Origin of the sequence: Proteus mirabilis ATCC 29906 (genome assembly GCF_000160755.1) — a bacterium.
Taxonomy (GTDB): Bacteria; Pseudomonadota; Gammaproteobacteria; order Enterobacterales; family Enterobacteriaceae; genus Proteus; species Proteus mirabilis.
Window position 1 is genome coordinate 452,332 of record NZ_GG668576.1, and the last position, 15,895, is coordinate 468,226.

A 15,895-nucleotide genomic window follows, 5' to 3' on the forward strand; every position below is an offset into this window, starting at 1 on the left:
CGACAAAAAAGAAGCCAGTGCAAATAATGTACTGGCCTCTTTTTTTAATTACGGTCAATTTAAATCATGGTGAAAAACGCAATGGGGATTATGCTTCTTCTTCACCACGGTATTTATCTGCAGTCTCTTTTAATAACTTCTGCAATTCACCGCGCTGATACATTTCTAAGATAATGTCACAACCACCGACTAATTCGCCATCCACCCATAATTGTGGGAAAGTTGGCCAATGAGCATATTTTGGTAGCTCTGCACGAATATCAGGGTTTTGCAAAATATCGACATAAGCAAAACGCTCACCACAAGCAGAAATCGCTTGAACGGCTTGTGCAGAAAATCCACAGCTTGGTAATTTTGGTGATCCTTTCATGTATAACAGGATGGGATTTTCTTTGATTTGGCGTTCAATTTTTTCGATAGTCGTCATTTATTAAGTCCTTACAACCTTTTTATATTCAGTATGTTTTATATTGAGGAAAACATGAAAGAAGAATACCACTTTATATAAGAAAGCTCTATATAAGTTTAGTTATGTATCTAAATCAATAAATTACGGATAAATCACCCTATAATTGATGAGAAAACATACGACAAGGCATGACGATCTGGGAACAAATTAAATAAGATTAATGTTGGCTTAGCGAAAAACGCCGTAAACCCTCGCTCAATGTGAAGTGCCCCCATAAAAAACACCTAAATAAACGCATAAAAGCACAACACTATTTCCTAGAAGGAATAAATATTATTTATCACGTAAATAAGTGGTTTGGACTAGATTTTCTAGTAATACTTCATTTTTAATCACCTTGAAATTTAATGGCTGTTTTAGTTCGCCAAATAAAGGTGTTCCACCGCCAAGTAAGATCGGAAAGCGGGTGATAATCATTTGATCTATTAAATCTTCATTTAGAAAACTTTGAACTGTCACACCGCCATCAATATAAAGTTCATTAAATCCCTTAGCATTCAATTCGGTAATAATATCTTGCAATTCACCTTTAACTAAAAATACTTTTCCGTTATAACCATTTGGAACAGTTGTCATAGAATTACTCAGTACAAACACGGGCTTTGTGTAAGGCCAATCACAATTAAAACTCAGTATCGTGTCTAGCGTATTACGTCCCATAACTAACGCATCAATTTTCTCCATTAAAGTGATAAAACCTGTATCAATATTATCTAGATTTTGTATTGAATATAACCAATCGAGCTTGCCTTGCCTATCTGCAATATAACCATCTAAGCTAGTTGCAATAAATACAATATTTGCCATAAATATCTCATCAAATTCTTTGTAATTGAATAAATCCAAACTATTACTTACAATAATTCTACAGCATAGAATTATTGTAAGCTTATTGGAGTTATTAGATGAATGTCAATGAAAAAAAACGAGGAAGACCCGCAAGAGCACATTCACAGCTAAGCGCTGATGCTATTTTAAACAAAGCCAAGATTTTGATGCAAAACGACGGAAAAGTGCCTAGTATCCGATCGTTAGCAACACAATTAAATGTAGATCCCATGGCAATCTACCACTACTTCAAAAATAAAAATTCACTGCTAGAGACACTAGCTACGTCACTTACAGAAGAGATCTATATTCCTCAAGCATATTCTGATTGGAAAGAAGAATTAAAATATTTATGTATCAGTTACGTTGAAATATTATGTAAATACAAAGGATTACTGAATATTATACTGACTATGTCATTACAAGGTCCTGCTCAAATATTTGCCAAACGATATAAAATTATCATCTCGCCTTTAGCTCTTCCTAAAAAAGTCGAAGAAGATAGCCTAAATTTAATCGCTGATTATTTGCACGGTTTTACTATTTCAATCAGTTGTAATCCAGACAAAGGTATTATTAAAAATGAAATGATGTATGGTCCATTAAAGCTAATCTGTCATTCATTAGGAATGGCCAAAATGTAACGACAAGATGCCAATATTCACATATAGCGCAATGATTACAGTAAAGGACAGCAGATAATGTTTTAGTCGACGGATATCTGATGTCCCTGATCACACAAATTTTCAACGTCAATATCAATATCTCGTTAAATTGGATATTGATAAATTTCGTTATTTAATAGGCTTAACAATAATATCCCAACCTGTAGTACCTGAAGCGTGATAATAATAACCGGCTTTTAATTGCTCTGGTTTTTTACTTGGCCCTTCAGCAACTAAAGTAGATTTCGTTGAGTTATTATCAATACGAATTACACCACCGCGAATACGATCTAATTCATTACCATTGAACAAGGTAATTTGTGGTGAGAAATGCGCATCACTTAAATCAATATGAATAAAAGTGTGCCCTGCATCATAAGCGGCTTTTAATTCTTTATCCGTAATTTCTTTACCATTCTCAAAGGGTAAGTCAAAAAATGCTTTTGGATCAATTTTAGCAGTCATAAATACTCCTTTTTATGAATAAACATCAATCATTAGTTCAATTTAAATTATAGATCATAATTAAACATTCTGATAAATATCCTGCTCACGCTCTGTGATATATATATAAATTATTTATATATTCAATAAATTAACGTACCTATCTTTTGTTTTGCTTTTATTCAACAGAGATAAAACAATAAGTAAAATTAACTAATTATTTATATATATAAAAATGAGATGTTATTTCTAATAGGGATCTGCCATTATCATGGACTCGTCAAAACTCGCATATTTAAACTTATGAGTATTTAGTAATGGAAATGATTTTACTGTTTCTGATTGTGGGATGTATAACTGGATTTTTTGCCGGATTGTTAGGAATTGGTGGTGGAGCCATTATTGTTCCTATTGTGATGTATGTTGTTAGCCAACAAGCTATCCCTGCAGATATGGTAATGAAAATCGCCCTCTCAACCTCTTTTTCTGTCATTATATTTTCTACCGCCTCTTCTGCTTATTCGCATAATAAACATAAAGCGATTTTATGGTCACAATTTCCGCTCCTCGCCGTAGGCACTCTTCTCGGTATGCTAGTTGGGACATTCCTAGTACAAAAACTCTCAAATACCCTATTGCAAATTATCTTTTGTATTTTTATGGCCTATACCATATATGGATTACTGACCAAGAAAAAAGAAGCTGAACGTGTTGAGAATGCCCAAGATCCGGTGGTTTCAAAACCAGCACTGACAACCGGTGGTAGCTTAGTGGGTTTTATTTCAAGTTTTATTGGTATAGCGGGTGGCACCATAACAATACCGCTATTAAGCCACTGGGGGTTTAATACCCGTAAATGTATTGCAACATCATCAATGCTGGGTGTGATTATCGCCACTATTGGGACTGTTATGGGGATCGTTTATGGTTGGCAACAAACTGAATTAGCAGACTATTATTTAGGCTTTGTCTATCTACCTGCTTTTATTGGTATTAGTATTACCAGTATACTTACAGCCCCTATCGGCGTAAAAGTTGCCTATAAACTACCTATTGCCAGAGTACGCCAAATATTTGCCCTATTCTTATTAATCGTCATGACTAAAATGTTATATACCCTGATATTGGGATAGTGTTTTAACACTTTACCTCTATCTTAGTGAGAGATACTCTTATCAATATAACTAATCTATATGTTCTATACTAATAGATAAAAGATATTTAGCTGTTATTTCAATGAATTTTTGTTAAAATAATTAGCAAAATAGTAACAACTTAGTGAGTTCATTTGCCTCATTTTATCAATTCAGTTGAATTAGATGAAATGGTTTAAGGCACAAAACCCGAAAATGATAGGATAAAGGAGTACGCAATGTCTTTCGAATTACCAAAATTACCTTATGCGTTAGATGCTCTTGAGCCACATATCTCTAAAGAAACATTAGAATACCACTACGGCAAACACCACCAAACTTACGTAACCAACTTAAATAACTTGGTTAAAGGTACTGATTTAGAAAATAAATCTTTAGAAGAGCTCATCAAAACTACTGAAGGTGGTATTTTCAATAATGCCGCTCAAGTTTGGAACCATACATTCTACTGGAATTGCTTAGCACCAAACGCAGGCGGTGCACCAACAGGTAAAATTGCAGAAGCAATCAATAAAGCGTTTGGCTCTTTTGAAGAGTTCAAAAAACAATTTAATGATGCAGCTGCAAAAAACTTTGGTTCAGGTTGGACTTGGTTAGTGAAAAAAGCAGATGGCTCATTAGCCATTGTTAATACATCTAACGCTGCAACACCTGTTTCTGGCGAAGATAAACCACTGTTAACTGTTGACGTCTGGGAGCACGCTTACTACATCGACTATCGTAATGCACGTGTGAAATACTTAGAAGAGTTCTGGGCACTGGTTAACTGGTCATTTGTTGAAGCAAATCTTGCTTAATTGACTGTTTCAGAGATGGGAAAACCATTTTTGATAATCTAATAACAAAGGGCCTAGTGCCCTTTGTTATATTGATATATTTGATTGCTCACTTTGGATAGCTAAAATTTAAGCAAATAATTAGCAATTAACAATCAAAACAATAAACTTGCATATATTACGATCATAACCAGTGCTGCTACTGCGGTACTTAAACCAAATTTCAGATCCGTATCCATCTATTTCTCCCTCAAAATGATTATAATACTCAGATTAAACCATAATCTTGTCATGGTTAATTATTATTACATATCAAGTTTTGCTAAAATAGCGACTAGAGCACAATTTATAACATTGATTAATACTTTCACTTTTGAGCTAGATCATACAAAATTCACAGCTAATCGCTAAATTATTGCCAGTGTTTGCCCTATATATGACTATACTGGCAGTTAAACCATAAAATGAATTAAAAGAGACCAATGAAGGTCAGGAGTTTTCCACACCATGGCAACAATAAAAGACGTGGCAAAACGCGCAGGCGTATCAACCACGACTGTTTCTCATGTGATCAACAAAACTCGTTTTGTTGCTGAGAACACAAGAGCGGCAGTTTGGGCTGCGATAAAAGAATTAAATTATTCGCCGAGTGCTGTCGCACGTAGTTTAAAAGTCAATCACACTAAATCTATTGGTTTATTAGCCACGTCCAGTGAAGCACCTTACTTTGCTGAAGTGATTGAAGCTGTTGAAAATAGTTGTTATAGCAAAGGCTACACGCTAATTTTATGTAATTCACATAATAATCTTGATAAACAAAAAGCTTATTTAGCTATGTTGGCACAAAAACGTGTTGATGGTTTATTAGTCATGTGTTCAGAATATCCCGATCATCTTCTTTCTCTCTTAGAAGGTTATCGTAATATTCCGATGGTCGTCATGGACTGGGGAAAAGCCCGCGGTGACTTTACTGATACCATTATTGATAACGCATTCCATGGTGGCTATATAGCCGGTCGTTATCTTATTGAGCGAGGTCATCGTGATATTGGTATTATCCCCGGCCCTCTAGAGCGAAATACCGGAGGCGGTCGTTTACAGGGCTTTTTAAAAGCCATGGAAGAAGCGAAAATTACGGTAAAAGAAGAGTGGATTGTACAAGGTGACTTTGAACCTGAATCTGGTTACAAAGCCATGACCCAAATGCTCAATCAAAAGCAACGCCCTACTGCCGTATTTTGTGGCGGTGATGTTATGGCGATGGGGGCAATATGTGCAGCTGATGAGTTAGGACTACGTGTTCCTGCCGATATTTCCATTGTCGGCTACGACAATATCCGTAATGCACGCTATTTCACACCAGCTTTAACCACGGTTCACCAGCCGAAAGAGCGTTTAGGACAAATGGCTTTTTCCATGTTACTCGACCGTATTGTGAATAAACGCGAGGATGCACAAACTATCGAAGTACACCCGCGCCTAGTAGAACGTCGCTCTGTTGCCGATGGTCCATTTATTGATTATCGCCGCTGATCCCCTTCATTAACGAAGCCATTCCTCATTTAAGGTTTGGCTATCGCCTAGATAATCTAATAGCCAAGTTAATGCCGGCGATTCGCTTTTATCAACCCATGTTAGACAGCACGGACTGTCTGGCAAGGGTTGTGCTAAGGTAAGGGTAACCAACTTACCTTGTTCGATTAATGGCTCTGCTCGGTGCCAAGGCACCATACCAACACATAATCCTGCTAATAAACACTCAAGCCCCATATCCCATGAAGGTACTATCATTCGGCGCTGGTTATTTAATGCCCAAGTATCTCGTTTTGGTAAACTACGTGAGGTATCTTCTAAACATAAACTAGGATAAGGCCGTAACTCATCATCGGTTAAAGGATGTGCCGCGCTTGCAAGAGGATGATCAGCATGACACACACATCGCCACGGCATAAAGCCCATATCTTTAAAACTATAACGTTCACCAATAGGTGAAGCTCTGGTGGCACCAATAGCCAAATCAACACGCCCGTTCACTAGTGAATCCCAGACACCGTTAAAAACTTCAGGATAAACATAGAGTTCGATATCAGGAAAATGGCGATAAAAGTCCAGAATAAGTTGCTGTGTTCTAGCCGGTTTGACAATACCATCCACGGCAATGCTAAACTGCCCCCGCCAGCCATTTGAGACTTGCTGGCACATATGGCGAGTGTCATTCATTTTTTTGATAACAGAACGGGCTTCTTTAATAAAGATCTTACCCGCATCGGTTAATTCAACATCACGATGCCGGCGTTCAAACAAAGGAACGGCAAGCCATTCTTCTAATTGTCTCACGGTGTAACTCACCGCGGAGGGTACTCTGTGCAATTCTTGAGCGGCTGAGCTAAAACTCCCCGTTCTAGCGACAGCATCAACGACCTCTAGCGAGTATTCTGACCACATAATATTTATTCCTTTGAATTTTTTTCACAGCATTAACCAAATATTCCCGTTTCACAAGTAAAATCACTCTTAGCTACAATATATAAAATGTTTTACATCACATAACATAGAAAATTAAAATGACTTTAAAGAATTCCACACAATCAAAAACACCTTCTCTCTTTATGGTGTATCTCGCCTGCCTTAGTATGCTGGGCTATTTAGCTATCGATATGTATCTGCCTGCATTTGGTATGATGCAACGCGAATTATCAATCAGTGAAGGCGCCGTCAGTAACAGCTTAAGTATCTTTCTATTTGGCTTTGCTGTCGCTCAACTACTTTGGGGGCCACTCTCAGACAAATTGGGGCGTAAGCCTATTTTACTTATTGGGCTAAGTTTCTTCTCCCTAGGTTGTCTAGGTATGCTTTGGGTAGACAGTGCTGCCGGTTTACTAACCATGCGCTTCTTACAAGCCTTTGGCGTCTGCTCTGCAGCCGTTATTTGGCAAGCACTAGTGATAGACCGTTTTGATGAGTCTCGCGCTCAACACGTTTTCGCATCAATTATGCCATTGGTCGCCCTTTCCCCAGCCTTAGCGCCACTCATTGGTGCTTTTCTGTTAAACCACGGTGGCTGGCGCATGATCTTTATGTTGCTGATGGCAATTACTCTTGTATTAATGCTACCCACATTGATGCTAAAAAATATTAAACAAAAATCAGTTATTGATGCAGGCCCATCTACAGTATCATTTTTAACTTTGCTTAAGTCACCTATCTATGCCGGTAACGTATTAGTTTACGCGTCCTGTAGTGCGGGTTTCTTTGCTTGGTTAGCAGGCTCTCCAATTATCCTTGAGAAGATGGGTTATTCACCACAAGATATCGGCTTAAGCTATATTCCACAAACCATCGCATTTATGGTAGGTGGTTATGGTTGTCGCATTCTATTATCAAAGATGTCGGGTAAGACACTGTTACCTTTATTGTTAATTGGCTACGCAGTGAGCATGACAGCGTTGTTCTTAGTCGCCAAATATACACACCCAACATTAACAACAATTTTAATTCCATTTTGTATTATGGCTGTGATGAACGGTGCTTCTTATCCTATTGCCGTCTCTAATGCGCTATCAGCCTACCCTGAAGTGAGTGGTAAAGCCGCCGCATTGCAAAATGCGCTACAATTAGGTCTATGTAGTTTAGCAAGCTTTATTGTCTCAGCCTTTATTAGCCAACAGCCATTAATTAATACCACAGCGATTATGGCACTCACGGCTATTCCAATGGCGCTGGGTTACTTTATTCAACGTAATAAATCCGTTAGCAAACACACAGTTCAGGCGACAGAATAACGCCACACCCTGCTTTTAGGAAAATTCTTAAAAAAGGCCATTTATATAAAATGGCCTTTTTATTTTCTAGAGAAAACCTATTTACATCTCTATACTTGTTCAAACGCTTAAGCGTTTTATTCATTTTTCTTTCGGATTTTGAGGCATTAAACAGATAATTTGCTGATTATGTCAGATTAGTTCTCTTAATAATTTTATTCATTCAATCTGTGTTGAATTCAATATTGTTTTAACTCTACCAATCTGCATTATCCTTTCTTGCTTCATGCCTCAAAACCCGCTTAGTTTACGCCGGAGAGTATATGAGTACATCTTGTGTAGAAGAAGGCCGAAAGACCTCCAATGATCCTTATCAACGGATCGCATCAGAGCTGCTCGCTCAAGCAGACATTCATATCAATGGTTCTGAACCTTATGATATCCAAGTGCATAATAAAGATTTTTATAAAAGAGTATTACAACAAGGCTCATTAGGTCTCGGTGAAAGCTATATGGATGGTTGGTGGGACTGCGAACGTCTTGATATATTCTTTCATAAAGTTTTACGAGCAGGTCTTGAAAATAAATTGCCAAGTAACTGGCGCGATATTTTAAAAATAGCCATGGCACGCATTTTTAATTTACAAACACAAAAAAGAGCGTGGATGGTGGGTAAAGAGCATTACGATTTAGGTAACGACCTCTTTACCGCAATGTTAGATCCTTATATGCAATATTCCTGTGGATATTGGAAGGATGCGGATAGCTTAGAAGTTGCTCAACAGCACAAACTCGACCTTATTTGCCGTAAGTTAGAGCTAAAACCAGGTATGACATTGCTCGATATTGGCTGTGGCTGGGGTGGTCTTGCTGCTTATGCTGCCAAAAACTATGGCGTTTCTGTTACAGGGGTGACCATCTCAGTTGAACAACAGAAATTAGCACAAGAGCGCTGTAAAGGTCTTGATGTCAATATCATCTTAGAAGATTACCGTGACTTAAACGAGCAGTTCGACCGTATCGTTTCTGTTGGTATGTTCGAGCATGTTGGCCCGAAAAACTATGCCACTTACTTTGATGTCGCTCGTCGTAATATCAAAGAAGATGGACTATTTTTATTACATACCATTGGTTCTAATCACAATAAAGTTAATGTCGATAGTTGGATAAGTAAATATATTTTCCCTAACGGTTGTTTGCCGTCTATTCAAAAAACCGCTGAGGCAATGGAAAATAAATTTGTTATGGAAGATTGGCATAATTTTGGTGCCGATTATGACAAAACCTTAATGGCATGGTATGAGCGTTTTTTAGCTAGCTGGCCTGAAATTGAATCTAACTATACACCTCGTTTTAAACGCATGTTTAGCTACTACTTGAATGCTTGTGCGGGTGCTTTCCGCGCCAGAGATATTCAGTTATGGCAAATTATGTTAAGCCCGAAAGGTAGAATAGGTGGATTACGCACACCTCGCTGATTTTTAGCTATCAATAGAGGTAAAAATCCCGTTTTCCATAGACTGAAAAACGGGATTTTTTAATTCTAGTCGTCTGATAACAGACTATATTATTTTTCGTTTTCTTCTTCGTGTGTTGCTTGAAGCTTAACCGTTAATGCTTGTTGCGCCATAACACGCTCTACGGTATCAACAATCGCCTGAGTTTGTGGATCTAACTCAATATTAACTTTATCCCCCAAACGCTTACGACCTAACGTCGTTCTATCGCGAGTCTCAGGGATCAGATGGACACAGAAACGATTATTAACCACATCACCAATAGTTAAACTAATACCATCAATGCCAATAAAACCTTTATGCAAAATATACTTCATCAATGTCTGATCAAAAATACGAAACCAGATCTGTAAGTTATTTTCTGAAGTAATAATTTTCGCAATTTCAGCCGTAGTGACAATATGACCAGACATCACATGACCACCAATTTCATCGCCATATTTGGCCGCTCGTTCAATATTAACTTCTGAACCAACCGTTAACTCGCCCAAATTAGTTAAGCGCAGCGTCTCTTTCACTAAATCGAAACTAATTTTATTGCCATCGATTTTTGTGACGGTTAGGCAACAACCATTGTTAGCGATCGAAGCTCCTGTTTCTAAGTTATTGACTAACTCGGAAGGTAATTCAATGATATGGGTACGGAAATCACCTTTATCTTCAATGGCAATAACACGTCCTTTTCCCTGAACAATACCTGTAAACATCTCACATCTCCTTGGACTGATAAGCGAGTTTATCTTAATTAATTTAGTGTAATCAGGATAACATAAGTGATATTACACAAAGGGATCATTATTGCCTTCTCCCCTTATGATGTTTGCCATCAAATATAACGTAAAACCACTTATTTACTTATCAAAATTCTGTGGTTGAAAAACGTCATATCTTTCATTGATAATTAAACATTTATCATTAGAATATGTTTGCTTAAGGATTATTTTACGCCATATTAACATGTGACGTTCTTTCCTCCCTTCCGTCTTATTATAATGAATAAAGGTGTATGCGTGCAGAAGTATATAAAAGAAGCGCGTAGCTTACTTGCTCTTGGTATCCCTGTTATCATCGCTCAATTCTCCCAAACTGCTATGGGAGTAGTTGATACCGTGATGGCAGGTGCTGTCAATGCCACAGAAATGTCTGCGGTTGCTGTAGGTACGTCGATTTGGTTGCCAACGATTTTATTAGGTCAAGGTATATTAATGGCATTGACCCCCATCGTTGCACAATTAAATGGTTCAGGACAACGAAAGCATATTGCTAATCGTACACAGCAAGGTTTTTGGCTTGCCACTTTTTTATCCATCATGGTCATTGCCATTCTTTATAACAGCCGTTTTATTATTGAAGCGCAACATGATATCGAGCCTGAGCTTGCAGAAAAAGCCATTGGATTTATTCATGCCATTATGTGGGGGGCTCCTGGTTGTCTCTATTATCAAGTGCTGAGAAGCCAATGTGAGGGATTATCAAAAACAAAACCAGGCATGATCATCGGCTTTATTGGATTATTAATTAACATTCCTGTTAACTACGCCTTTATTTACGGTAAATTTGGTGCCCCACAATTAGGTGGGATTGGTTGTGGTGTGGCAACCGCCTCTGTTTTTTGGGCGATGTTCTTAATGATGCGCTACTATGTGCGTCGAGCACCAACACAACGGGATGTTATGCCCAAAAAACGCCTAGTGTTACCTGAATTCCACACAATAAAACGTATTACATTGTTAGGGTTACCTGTAGGGCTAGCACTATTTTTTGAAGTAACACTGTTTGCTGTTGTGGCATTATTAGTTTCACCATTAGGTGTAACGGCTGTTGCAAGTCACCAGATAGCCCTTAATTTTAGCTCATTAATGTTTATGTTCCCTCTTTCCTTGGGAATAGCTGCAACAATTCGTGTGGGTTATAACCTTGGGCAACGTTCTACAGAGCAAGCTCGTACTTCAGCCATTACAGCCCTTGCTGTCGGATTAATGCTGGCAAGTTGTACCGCTATTTTCTCTATTATTTTTAGAGAAAAAATTGCTTTAATGTATAACGATAATATTGAAGTGGTGACATTAGCCTCTCATCTTATGTTATTCGCCGCACTTTATCAGTTGTCAGATTCCGTACAGGTTATTGGTTCAGGGGTATTACGGGGTTATAAAGATACTCGCTCTATCTTTTTTATTACCTTTATCGCTTATTGGGTAATTGGTTTGCCTTCCGGATATCTCTTGGGACGAACGGATTATATTGTTGAAGCAATGGGGCCTGCGGGGTTCTGGATTGGTTTTATTTTAGGTTTAACCGCTTCTGCAATTATGATGGGAACACGTATTTGGTGGATCCAGCGTCAATCTGATGAGGTTGTCTTATTACGCTCGGAGCGTTAATACTTCCATTAAAGCATTATTTTTTGGCAAAGGAATGACACAAATATCAACAAATAGCTTTAAATACGAGCAGTTGAATACAAATTTGTGTTTTTCCTCTTGCCAGAAGCAAATCATCTCGCTAATATTCGTCTCCGTTGTCACCCAGAATAAAGAATGCGTCCATAGCTCAGTTGGTTAGAGCACCACCTTGACATGGTGGGGGTCGGTGGTTCGAGTCCACTTGGACGCACCATTTACTCTGAACAACATTTCAATACAGTGCGTCCATAGCTCAGTTGGTTAGAGCACCACCTTGACATGGTGGGGGTCGGTGGTTCGAGTCCACTTGGACGCACCATTTCTCTTTCTTAATTCTTGTTATATTTCGTGTTACCTCCCCTACACCACAACAAAATAATTACGCAAAATTTAATTGCGCAACAAAACGCTTAAAAAACAAGCAATCAGAGCCCTATTTTGATCACATCACTTAAATTTACCTTTTTTCGATTTTCTTCATGGAAATTAACCTCTATAATACAAAACATAATTTTGTTGAAAGGTTTCAGCGTATTGATTTACAGGCATCTTTAGAAAACAGAACAAATGAATCATGATAGACTATAATGTAAGATGTCTAGCAATCTTTTATACAAAATAGTGACAAAATTTTTATCATGTTGTTGGAGCCACTCACATGTTGCGCAACTTATTAGCTAGAAATGAATGCACTTATCGTGTTTCGCACTGTTAAGATGATTGATATAACCCAACAACATTAATCCTTATTCATCCATTACAATAGAATCATTAATAGACTGCCATGAAAAAGACAAAAATTGTTTGCACCATCGGGCCAAAAACCGAATCTGAAGAAAAACTGACTCAATTACTGGACGCAGGCATGAACGTAATGCGTCTAAACTTCTCTCACGGTGACTATGAAGAGCATGGCAACCGTATCAAAAATCTGCGTAATGTCTGCGCAAAAACAGGCAAAAAAGCAGCCATTTTATTAGATACTAAAGGACCTGAGATCCGCACCATTAAATTAGAAGGTGGTAACGATGTCTCTTTAGTTGCAGGTCAGACTTTTACCTTTACAACAGATACTTCTGTTGTTGGTAATAAAGATCGCGTTGCGGTCACTTATGACGGTTTCGCAAGAGACTTAACTGTCGGCAATACCGTATTAGTCGATGACGGCCTTATCGGTATGAAAGTCATTAAAGTCACTGATACTGAAGTGGTATGTGAAGTACTCAACAACGGTGATTTAGGCGAAAATAAAGGCGTTAACTTACCAGGTGTTTCTATCGGCTTACCGGCATTAGCAGAAAAAGATAAACAAGATCTTATCTTTGGTTGCGAACAAGGCGTTGACTTTGTTGCTGCTTCTTTTATTCGTAAACGTTCAGATGTTGAAGAGATGCGTGCTCACTTAAAAGCACACGGTGGCGAAAACATCATGATCATCTCTAAAATTGAAAACCAAGAAGGTTTAAATAACTTTGACGAAATTTTAGAAGCTTCTGACGGTATCATGGTTGCACGTGGTGACTTAGGTGTTGAGATCCCTGTTGAAGAAGTTATCTTCGCAACAAAAAATGATGATCGAAAAATGTAACGCTGCGCGTAAAGTGGTTATCACTGCAACACAGATGTTAGATTCCATGATCAAAAATCCACGCCCTACTCGTGCAGAAGCAGGTGACGTTGCCAATGCTATTTTAGATGGTACTGATGCTGTTATGCTATCCGGTGAAAGTGCGAAAGGTAAATATCCAGTAGAAGCTGTGACTATTATGGCGACTATCTGTGATCGTACTGATCGCATCATGAAATCACGTTTAGAGTCTTACCAATTAGGTGCTAAATTACGTGTAACAGAAGCTGTTTGTCGTGGTGCTGTAGAAATGGCTGAGAAATTAGATGCTCCTCTTATCGTTGTAGCAACTTATGGCGGTAAATCAGCGCGCTCTATCCGTAAATATTTCCCAACAGCGCCTATCTTAGCATTAACAAATAATGAAGAGACCGCACGCCAATTACTGTTAGTAAAAGGTGTGACAACACAATTAGTTAATAAAATTGCTTCTACTGATGACTTCTACCGTATCGGTAAAGATGCAGCATTATCAAGTGGCTTAGCCCATGCAGGTGATCGTGTTGTTATGGTTACAGGTGCACTGGTTGATAGTGGAACGACAAATACTTCATCAGTACACGTTCTGTAATACTCGATTATAGCTAATTTGTAATTAAAAAATTTAAGCCATCCGTTTTAACGGATGGCTTTTTTATCGCTACTTTTTTATAAAAAACATCACTTTGACCTACTGCCAAAGAGATTATTTCTGTTGCTGACTATCATGATCTGTTTTATCTATTGGCACTAAATAATGCGTTGAACGAGCACGAGGATGGATAAAAAAGTGTCCTTTCGGTGCATTATGACTCTTAATGTGGATCATCGATACATTGGTTTTATTACCTTTGCGAGAGCACGCATAAATAATAAAAGGTAAAGCAAAAATAATAATAAAACTCACCACTAGCAATGAAACATACGTTGTATCACTACTGCCACCCGGTAAAGAGCTAGGCGGGAAGAATGAAACAACAAAAGCTAAAATAGACACAATCAGACCGACAACGGCCACTAATAATTTAACACCTTTACCACCGGGAATATTAAATGCACGTTTCTTATCTGCTTGCTTGCAAACCAAATGCATATAGCCAATAAACAGCATGAAGTAGCTACATAGATAAATCACCACCGTCAGCGCTAAAGCAATAAGAAATGACATATTGCCCCCACCACCGGTGTTAGTCAGTACCACTATAGCAATAGTAGTAATAATTAGCTGAGTGATCACTAAAGCTACCGGTACACCATTTTTATTTACTTTAGCCAGTGTTGGCGGAAGAATACCTTGTTGTGCGGCCACAAACATTCCCCGTGAAGGCCCTACGATCCACGATGCAATTTCAGCCAAGACGCCAAGCAATAATAGTGCAGCAATAATTTTAACCGCCCAAACTAATCCGGTACTAAAATGGCTGACTAAAACACTAAAGGTTTCAACCACACCCGCAGATAAGTTGATTTCGTTATGAGGGATCACTGCAGCAACAGATAAACCGCCAATAGAGCTTAAGCATATTGCCACAATCATTAATAAAAACATGGCAAGTGGATAATCACGGCCCGGATTTTTCATTTCGTTGACGTGAGTGGCTGAGGCTTCAACGCCCATATAGCTTAAAATAAAGGCCACAAAAACCACTAAAGTACCAATCTGAGTAAAATCAGGGAAAAAGGTTTTGCTGCTGATTTCTATTGCTAAAGGCGCACCACTGACCAGATAACTAATAGCTAAAAGCACTAAAATAATTGCCGGTAATAATATCCCTGCGAAGAAACCTAATTTAGCAATAGTAGCCGTGTATTTAGTTCCGCCAAATTGAGTTAAAGCTAATCCCCATAAAATCACTAATGCGGCAATCGTTTTGGTGAGCGGATCGGTATTTAACTCAGGCCAATCAAGAATATAAGATAATGCCCCTAATACGAAATAAAGCATTGGAATAAAACCAATCGCTATTTGTAAATAACCAAAAGAGATCGCCGCAAATCCCCAGCGCTCCCCTAGCGTATTAGATACCCAAGCAAATACGCCCCCTTCTTGCCATCCTTCAACGGTTGCCATTTCAGCTGCACATAATGCAACAGGAATAAACCACAACAAACCGCCTAGTAATAAGAAAAAGACTAGACTAAAGCCGGAAGTTGCAAAAGTTGGATACTCATAGACCGCCATCACCATGGATGCAGTTATGGCAAAAAAACCTAATAACGTGAGCTGTTTTGAGGCAGAACTTGTTGCAGATGTCGCCATGCTCATTCTC

General features: G+C 38.3%; 14 protein-coding genes, 2 tRNA genes and 1 pseudogene. 10 read left to right on the forward strand and 7 right to left on the reverse strand.

Features of this window, described 5'->3' with window-relative positions:
• Nucleotides 1-88 precede the first annotated feature (88 nt).
• Both HMPREF0693_RS02080 and HMPREF0693_RS02085 read right to left on the reverse strand, forming a co-directional pair.
• Nucleotides 89-427: a Grx4 family monothiol glutaredoxin gene (locus HMPREF0693_RS02080; protein ID WP_004243134.1), complete on the reverse strand. Its 339-nt coding sequence runs from the start codon at nt 425-427 to the stop codon at nt 89-91.
• A 315-nt stretch (nt 428-742) separates the two neighbouring features.
• Nucleotides 743-1,276: a dihydrofolate reductase family protein gene (locus HMPREF0693_RS02085; protein WP_036932142.1), complete on the reverse strand. Its 534-nt coding sequence runs from the start codon at nt 1,274-1,276 to the stop codon at nt 743-745.
• A 98-nt stretch (nt 1,277-1,374) separates the two neighbouring features.
• Here HMPREF0693_RS02085 and HMPREF0693_RS02090 point away from each other — a divergent pair, with 98 nt between their 5' ends.
• Complete coding sequence (locus tag HMPREF0693_RS02090) at nt 1,375-1,941, forward strand: TetR/AcrR family transcriptional regulator (RefSeq protein ID WP_004243136.1); 567 nt, start codon at nt 1,375-1,377, stop codon at nt 1,939-1,941.
• A gap of 150 nt (nt 1,942-2,091) precedes the next feature.
• On the opposite strand, the gene HMPREF0693_RS02095 is transcribed toward HMPREF0693_RS02090, so the two are convergent.
• On the reverse strand, nt 2,092-2,427 hold the full coding sequence (locus HMPREF0693_RS02095) for a hypothetical protein (protein ID WP_004243137.1): 336 nt from the start codon (nt 2,425-2,427) through the stop codon (nt 2,092-2,094).
• 296 nt (nt 2,428-2,723) lie between these two features.
• Here HMPREF0693_RS02095 and HMPREF0693_RS02100 point away from each other — a divergent pair, with 296 nt between their 5' ends.
• Both HMPREF0693_RS02100 and sodB read left to right on the forward strand, forming a co-directional pair.
• Nucleotides 2,724-3,539, forward strand: coding sequence for a sulfite exporter TauE/SafE family protein (locus HMPREF0693_RS02100; protein WP_004243138.1), 816 nt, complete (start codon nt 2,724-2,726; stop codon nt 3,537-3,539).
• Between the two features lie 239 nt (nt 3,540-3,778).
• Nucleotides 3,779-4,357 carry a superoxide dismutase [Fe] gene (sodB, locus tag HMPREF0693_RS02105; RefSeq protein WP_004243139.1) on the forward strand — a complete coding sequence of 193 codons (579 nt, stop codon included), beginning with the start codon at nt 3,779-3,781 and terminating at the stop codon, nt 4,355-4,357.
• A 134-nt stretch (nt 4,358-4,491) separates the two neighbouring features.
• Here the strand turns inward: sodB and cydH are convergent, their stop codons facing one another.
• Nucleotides 4,492-4,575 carry a cytochrome bd-I oxidase subunit CydH gene (cydH, locus tag HMPREF0693_RS19785; protein WP_096043109.1) on the reverse strand — a complete coding sequence of 28 codons (84 nt, stop codon included), beginning with the start codon at nt 4,573-4,575 and terminating at the stop codon, nt 4,492-4,494.
• Between the two features lie 268 nt (nt 4,576-4,843).
• Between cydH and purR the strand changes: the two genes are divergently transcribed.
• The gene (gene purR / locus HMPREF0693_RS02110) at nt 4,844-5,869 is read left to right on the forward strand and encodes an HTH-type transcriptional repressor PurR (RefSeq protein WP_004243141.1); all 1,026 of its coding nucleotides are present in this window, start codon (nt 4,844-4,846) and stop codon (nt 5,867-5,869) included.
• 9 nt (nt 5,870-5,878) lie between these two features.
• Here the strand turns inward: purR and punR are convergent, their stop codons facing one another.
• The gene (gene punR / locus HMPREF0693_RS02115) at nt 5,879-6,781 is read right to left on the reverse strand and encodes a DNA-binding transcriptional activator PunR (RefSeq protein WP_004243142.1); all 903 of its coding nucleotides are present in this window, start codon (nt 6,779-6,781) and stop codon (nt 5,879-5,881) included.
• A gap of 119 nt (nt 6,782-6,900) precedes the next feature.
• Between punR and punC the strand changes: the two genes are divergently transcribed.
• Both punC and cfa read left to right on the forward strand, forming a co-directional pair.
• Nucleotides 6,901-8,118 carry a purine nucleoside transporter PunC gene (punC, locus tag HMPREF0693_RS02120; RefSeq protein ID WP_004248166.1) on the forward strand — a complete coding sequence of 406 codons (1,218 nt, stop codon included), beginning with the start codon at nt 6,901-6,903 and terminating at the stop codon, nt 8,116-8,118.
• A 302-nt stretch (nt 8,119-8,420) separates the two neighbouring features.
• Nucleotides 8,421-9,575, forward strand: coding sequence for a cyclopropane fatty acyl phospholipid synthase (cfa, locus tag HMPREF0693_RS02125; protein ID WP_004243144.1), 1,155 nt, complete (start codon nt 8,421-8,423; stop codon nt 9,573-9,575).
• 89 nt (nt 9,576-9,664) lie between these two features.
• On the opposite strand, the gene HMPREF0693_RS02130 is transcribed toward cfa, so the two are convergent.
• Nucleotides 9,665-10,321, reverse strand: a complete 657-nt coding sequence (locus HMPREF0693_RS02130) for a riboflavin synthase (RefSeq protein WP_004243145.1) — start codon at nt 10,319-10,321, stop codon at nt 9,665-9,667.
• A 303-nt stretch (nt 10,322-10,624) separates the two neighbouring features.
• On the opposite strand from HMPREF0693_RS02130, the gene HMPREF0693_RS02135 reads away from it, so the two are divergent.
• From HMPREF0693_RS02135 to pykF, 4 genes and pseudogenes are all read left to right on the forward strand, one after another.
• A complete protein-coding gene (locus HMPREF0693_RS02135) occupies nt 10,625-11,998 on the forward strand; it encodes an MATE family efflux transporter (RefSeq protein ID WP_004248167.1) in 1,374 nt (457 codons plus the stop codon).
• 158 nt (nt 11,999-12,156) lie between these two features.
• Nucleotides 12,157-12,233: transfer RNA gene (locus HMPREF0693_RS02140), tRNA-Val, on the forward strand.
• A gap of 28 nt (nt 12,234-12,261) precedes the next feature.
• Nucleotides 12,262-12,338 (forward strand) — tRNA-Val (locus tag HMPREF0693_RS02145).
• Between the two features lie 465 nt (nt 12,339-12,803).
• A pseudogene (gene pykF, locus HMPREF0693_RS02150) lies at nt 12,804-14,217 on the forward strand (pyruvate kinase PykF).
• A gap of 114 nt (nt 14,218-14,331) precedes the next feature.
• On the opposite strand, the gene gadC reads toward pykF, so the two are convergent.
• Nucleotides 14,332-15,885 carry a glutamate/gamma-aminobutyrate antiporter gene (gene gadC / locus HMPREF0693_RS02155; RefSeq protein WP_004243149.1) on the reverse strand — a complete coding sequence of 518 codons (1,554 nt, stop codon included), beginning with the start codon at nt 15,883-15,885 and terminating at the stop codon, nt 14,332-14,334.
• Between the last annotated feature and the right edge of the window lie 10 nt (nt 15,886-15,895).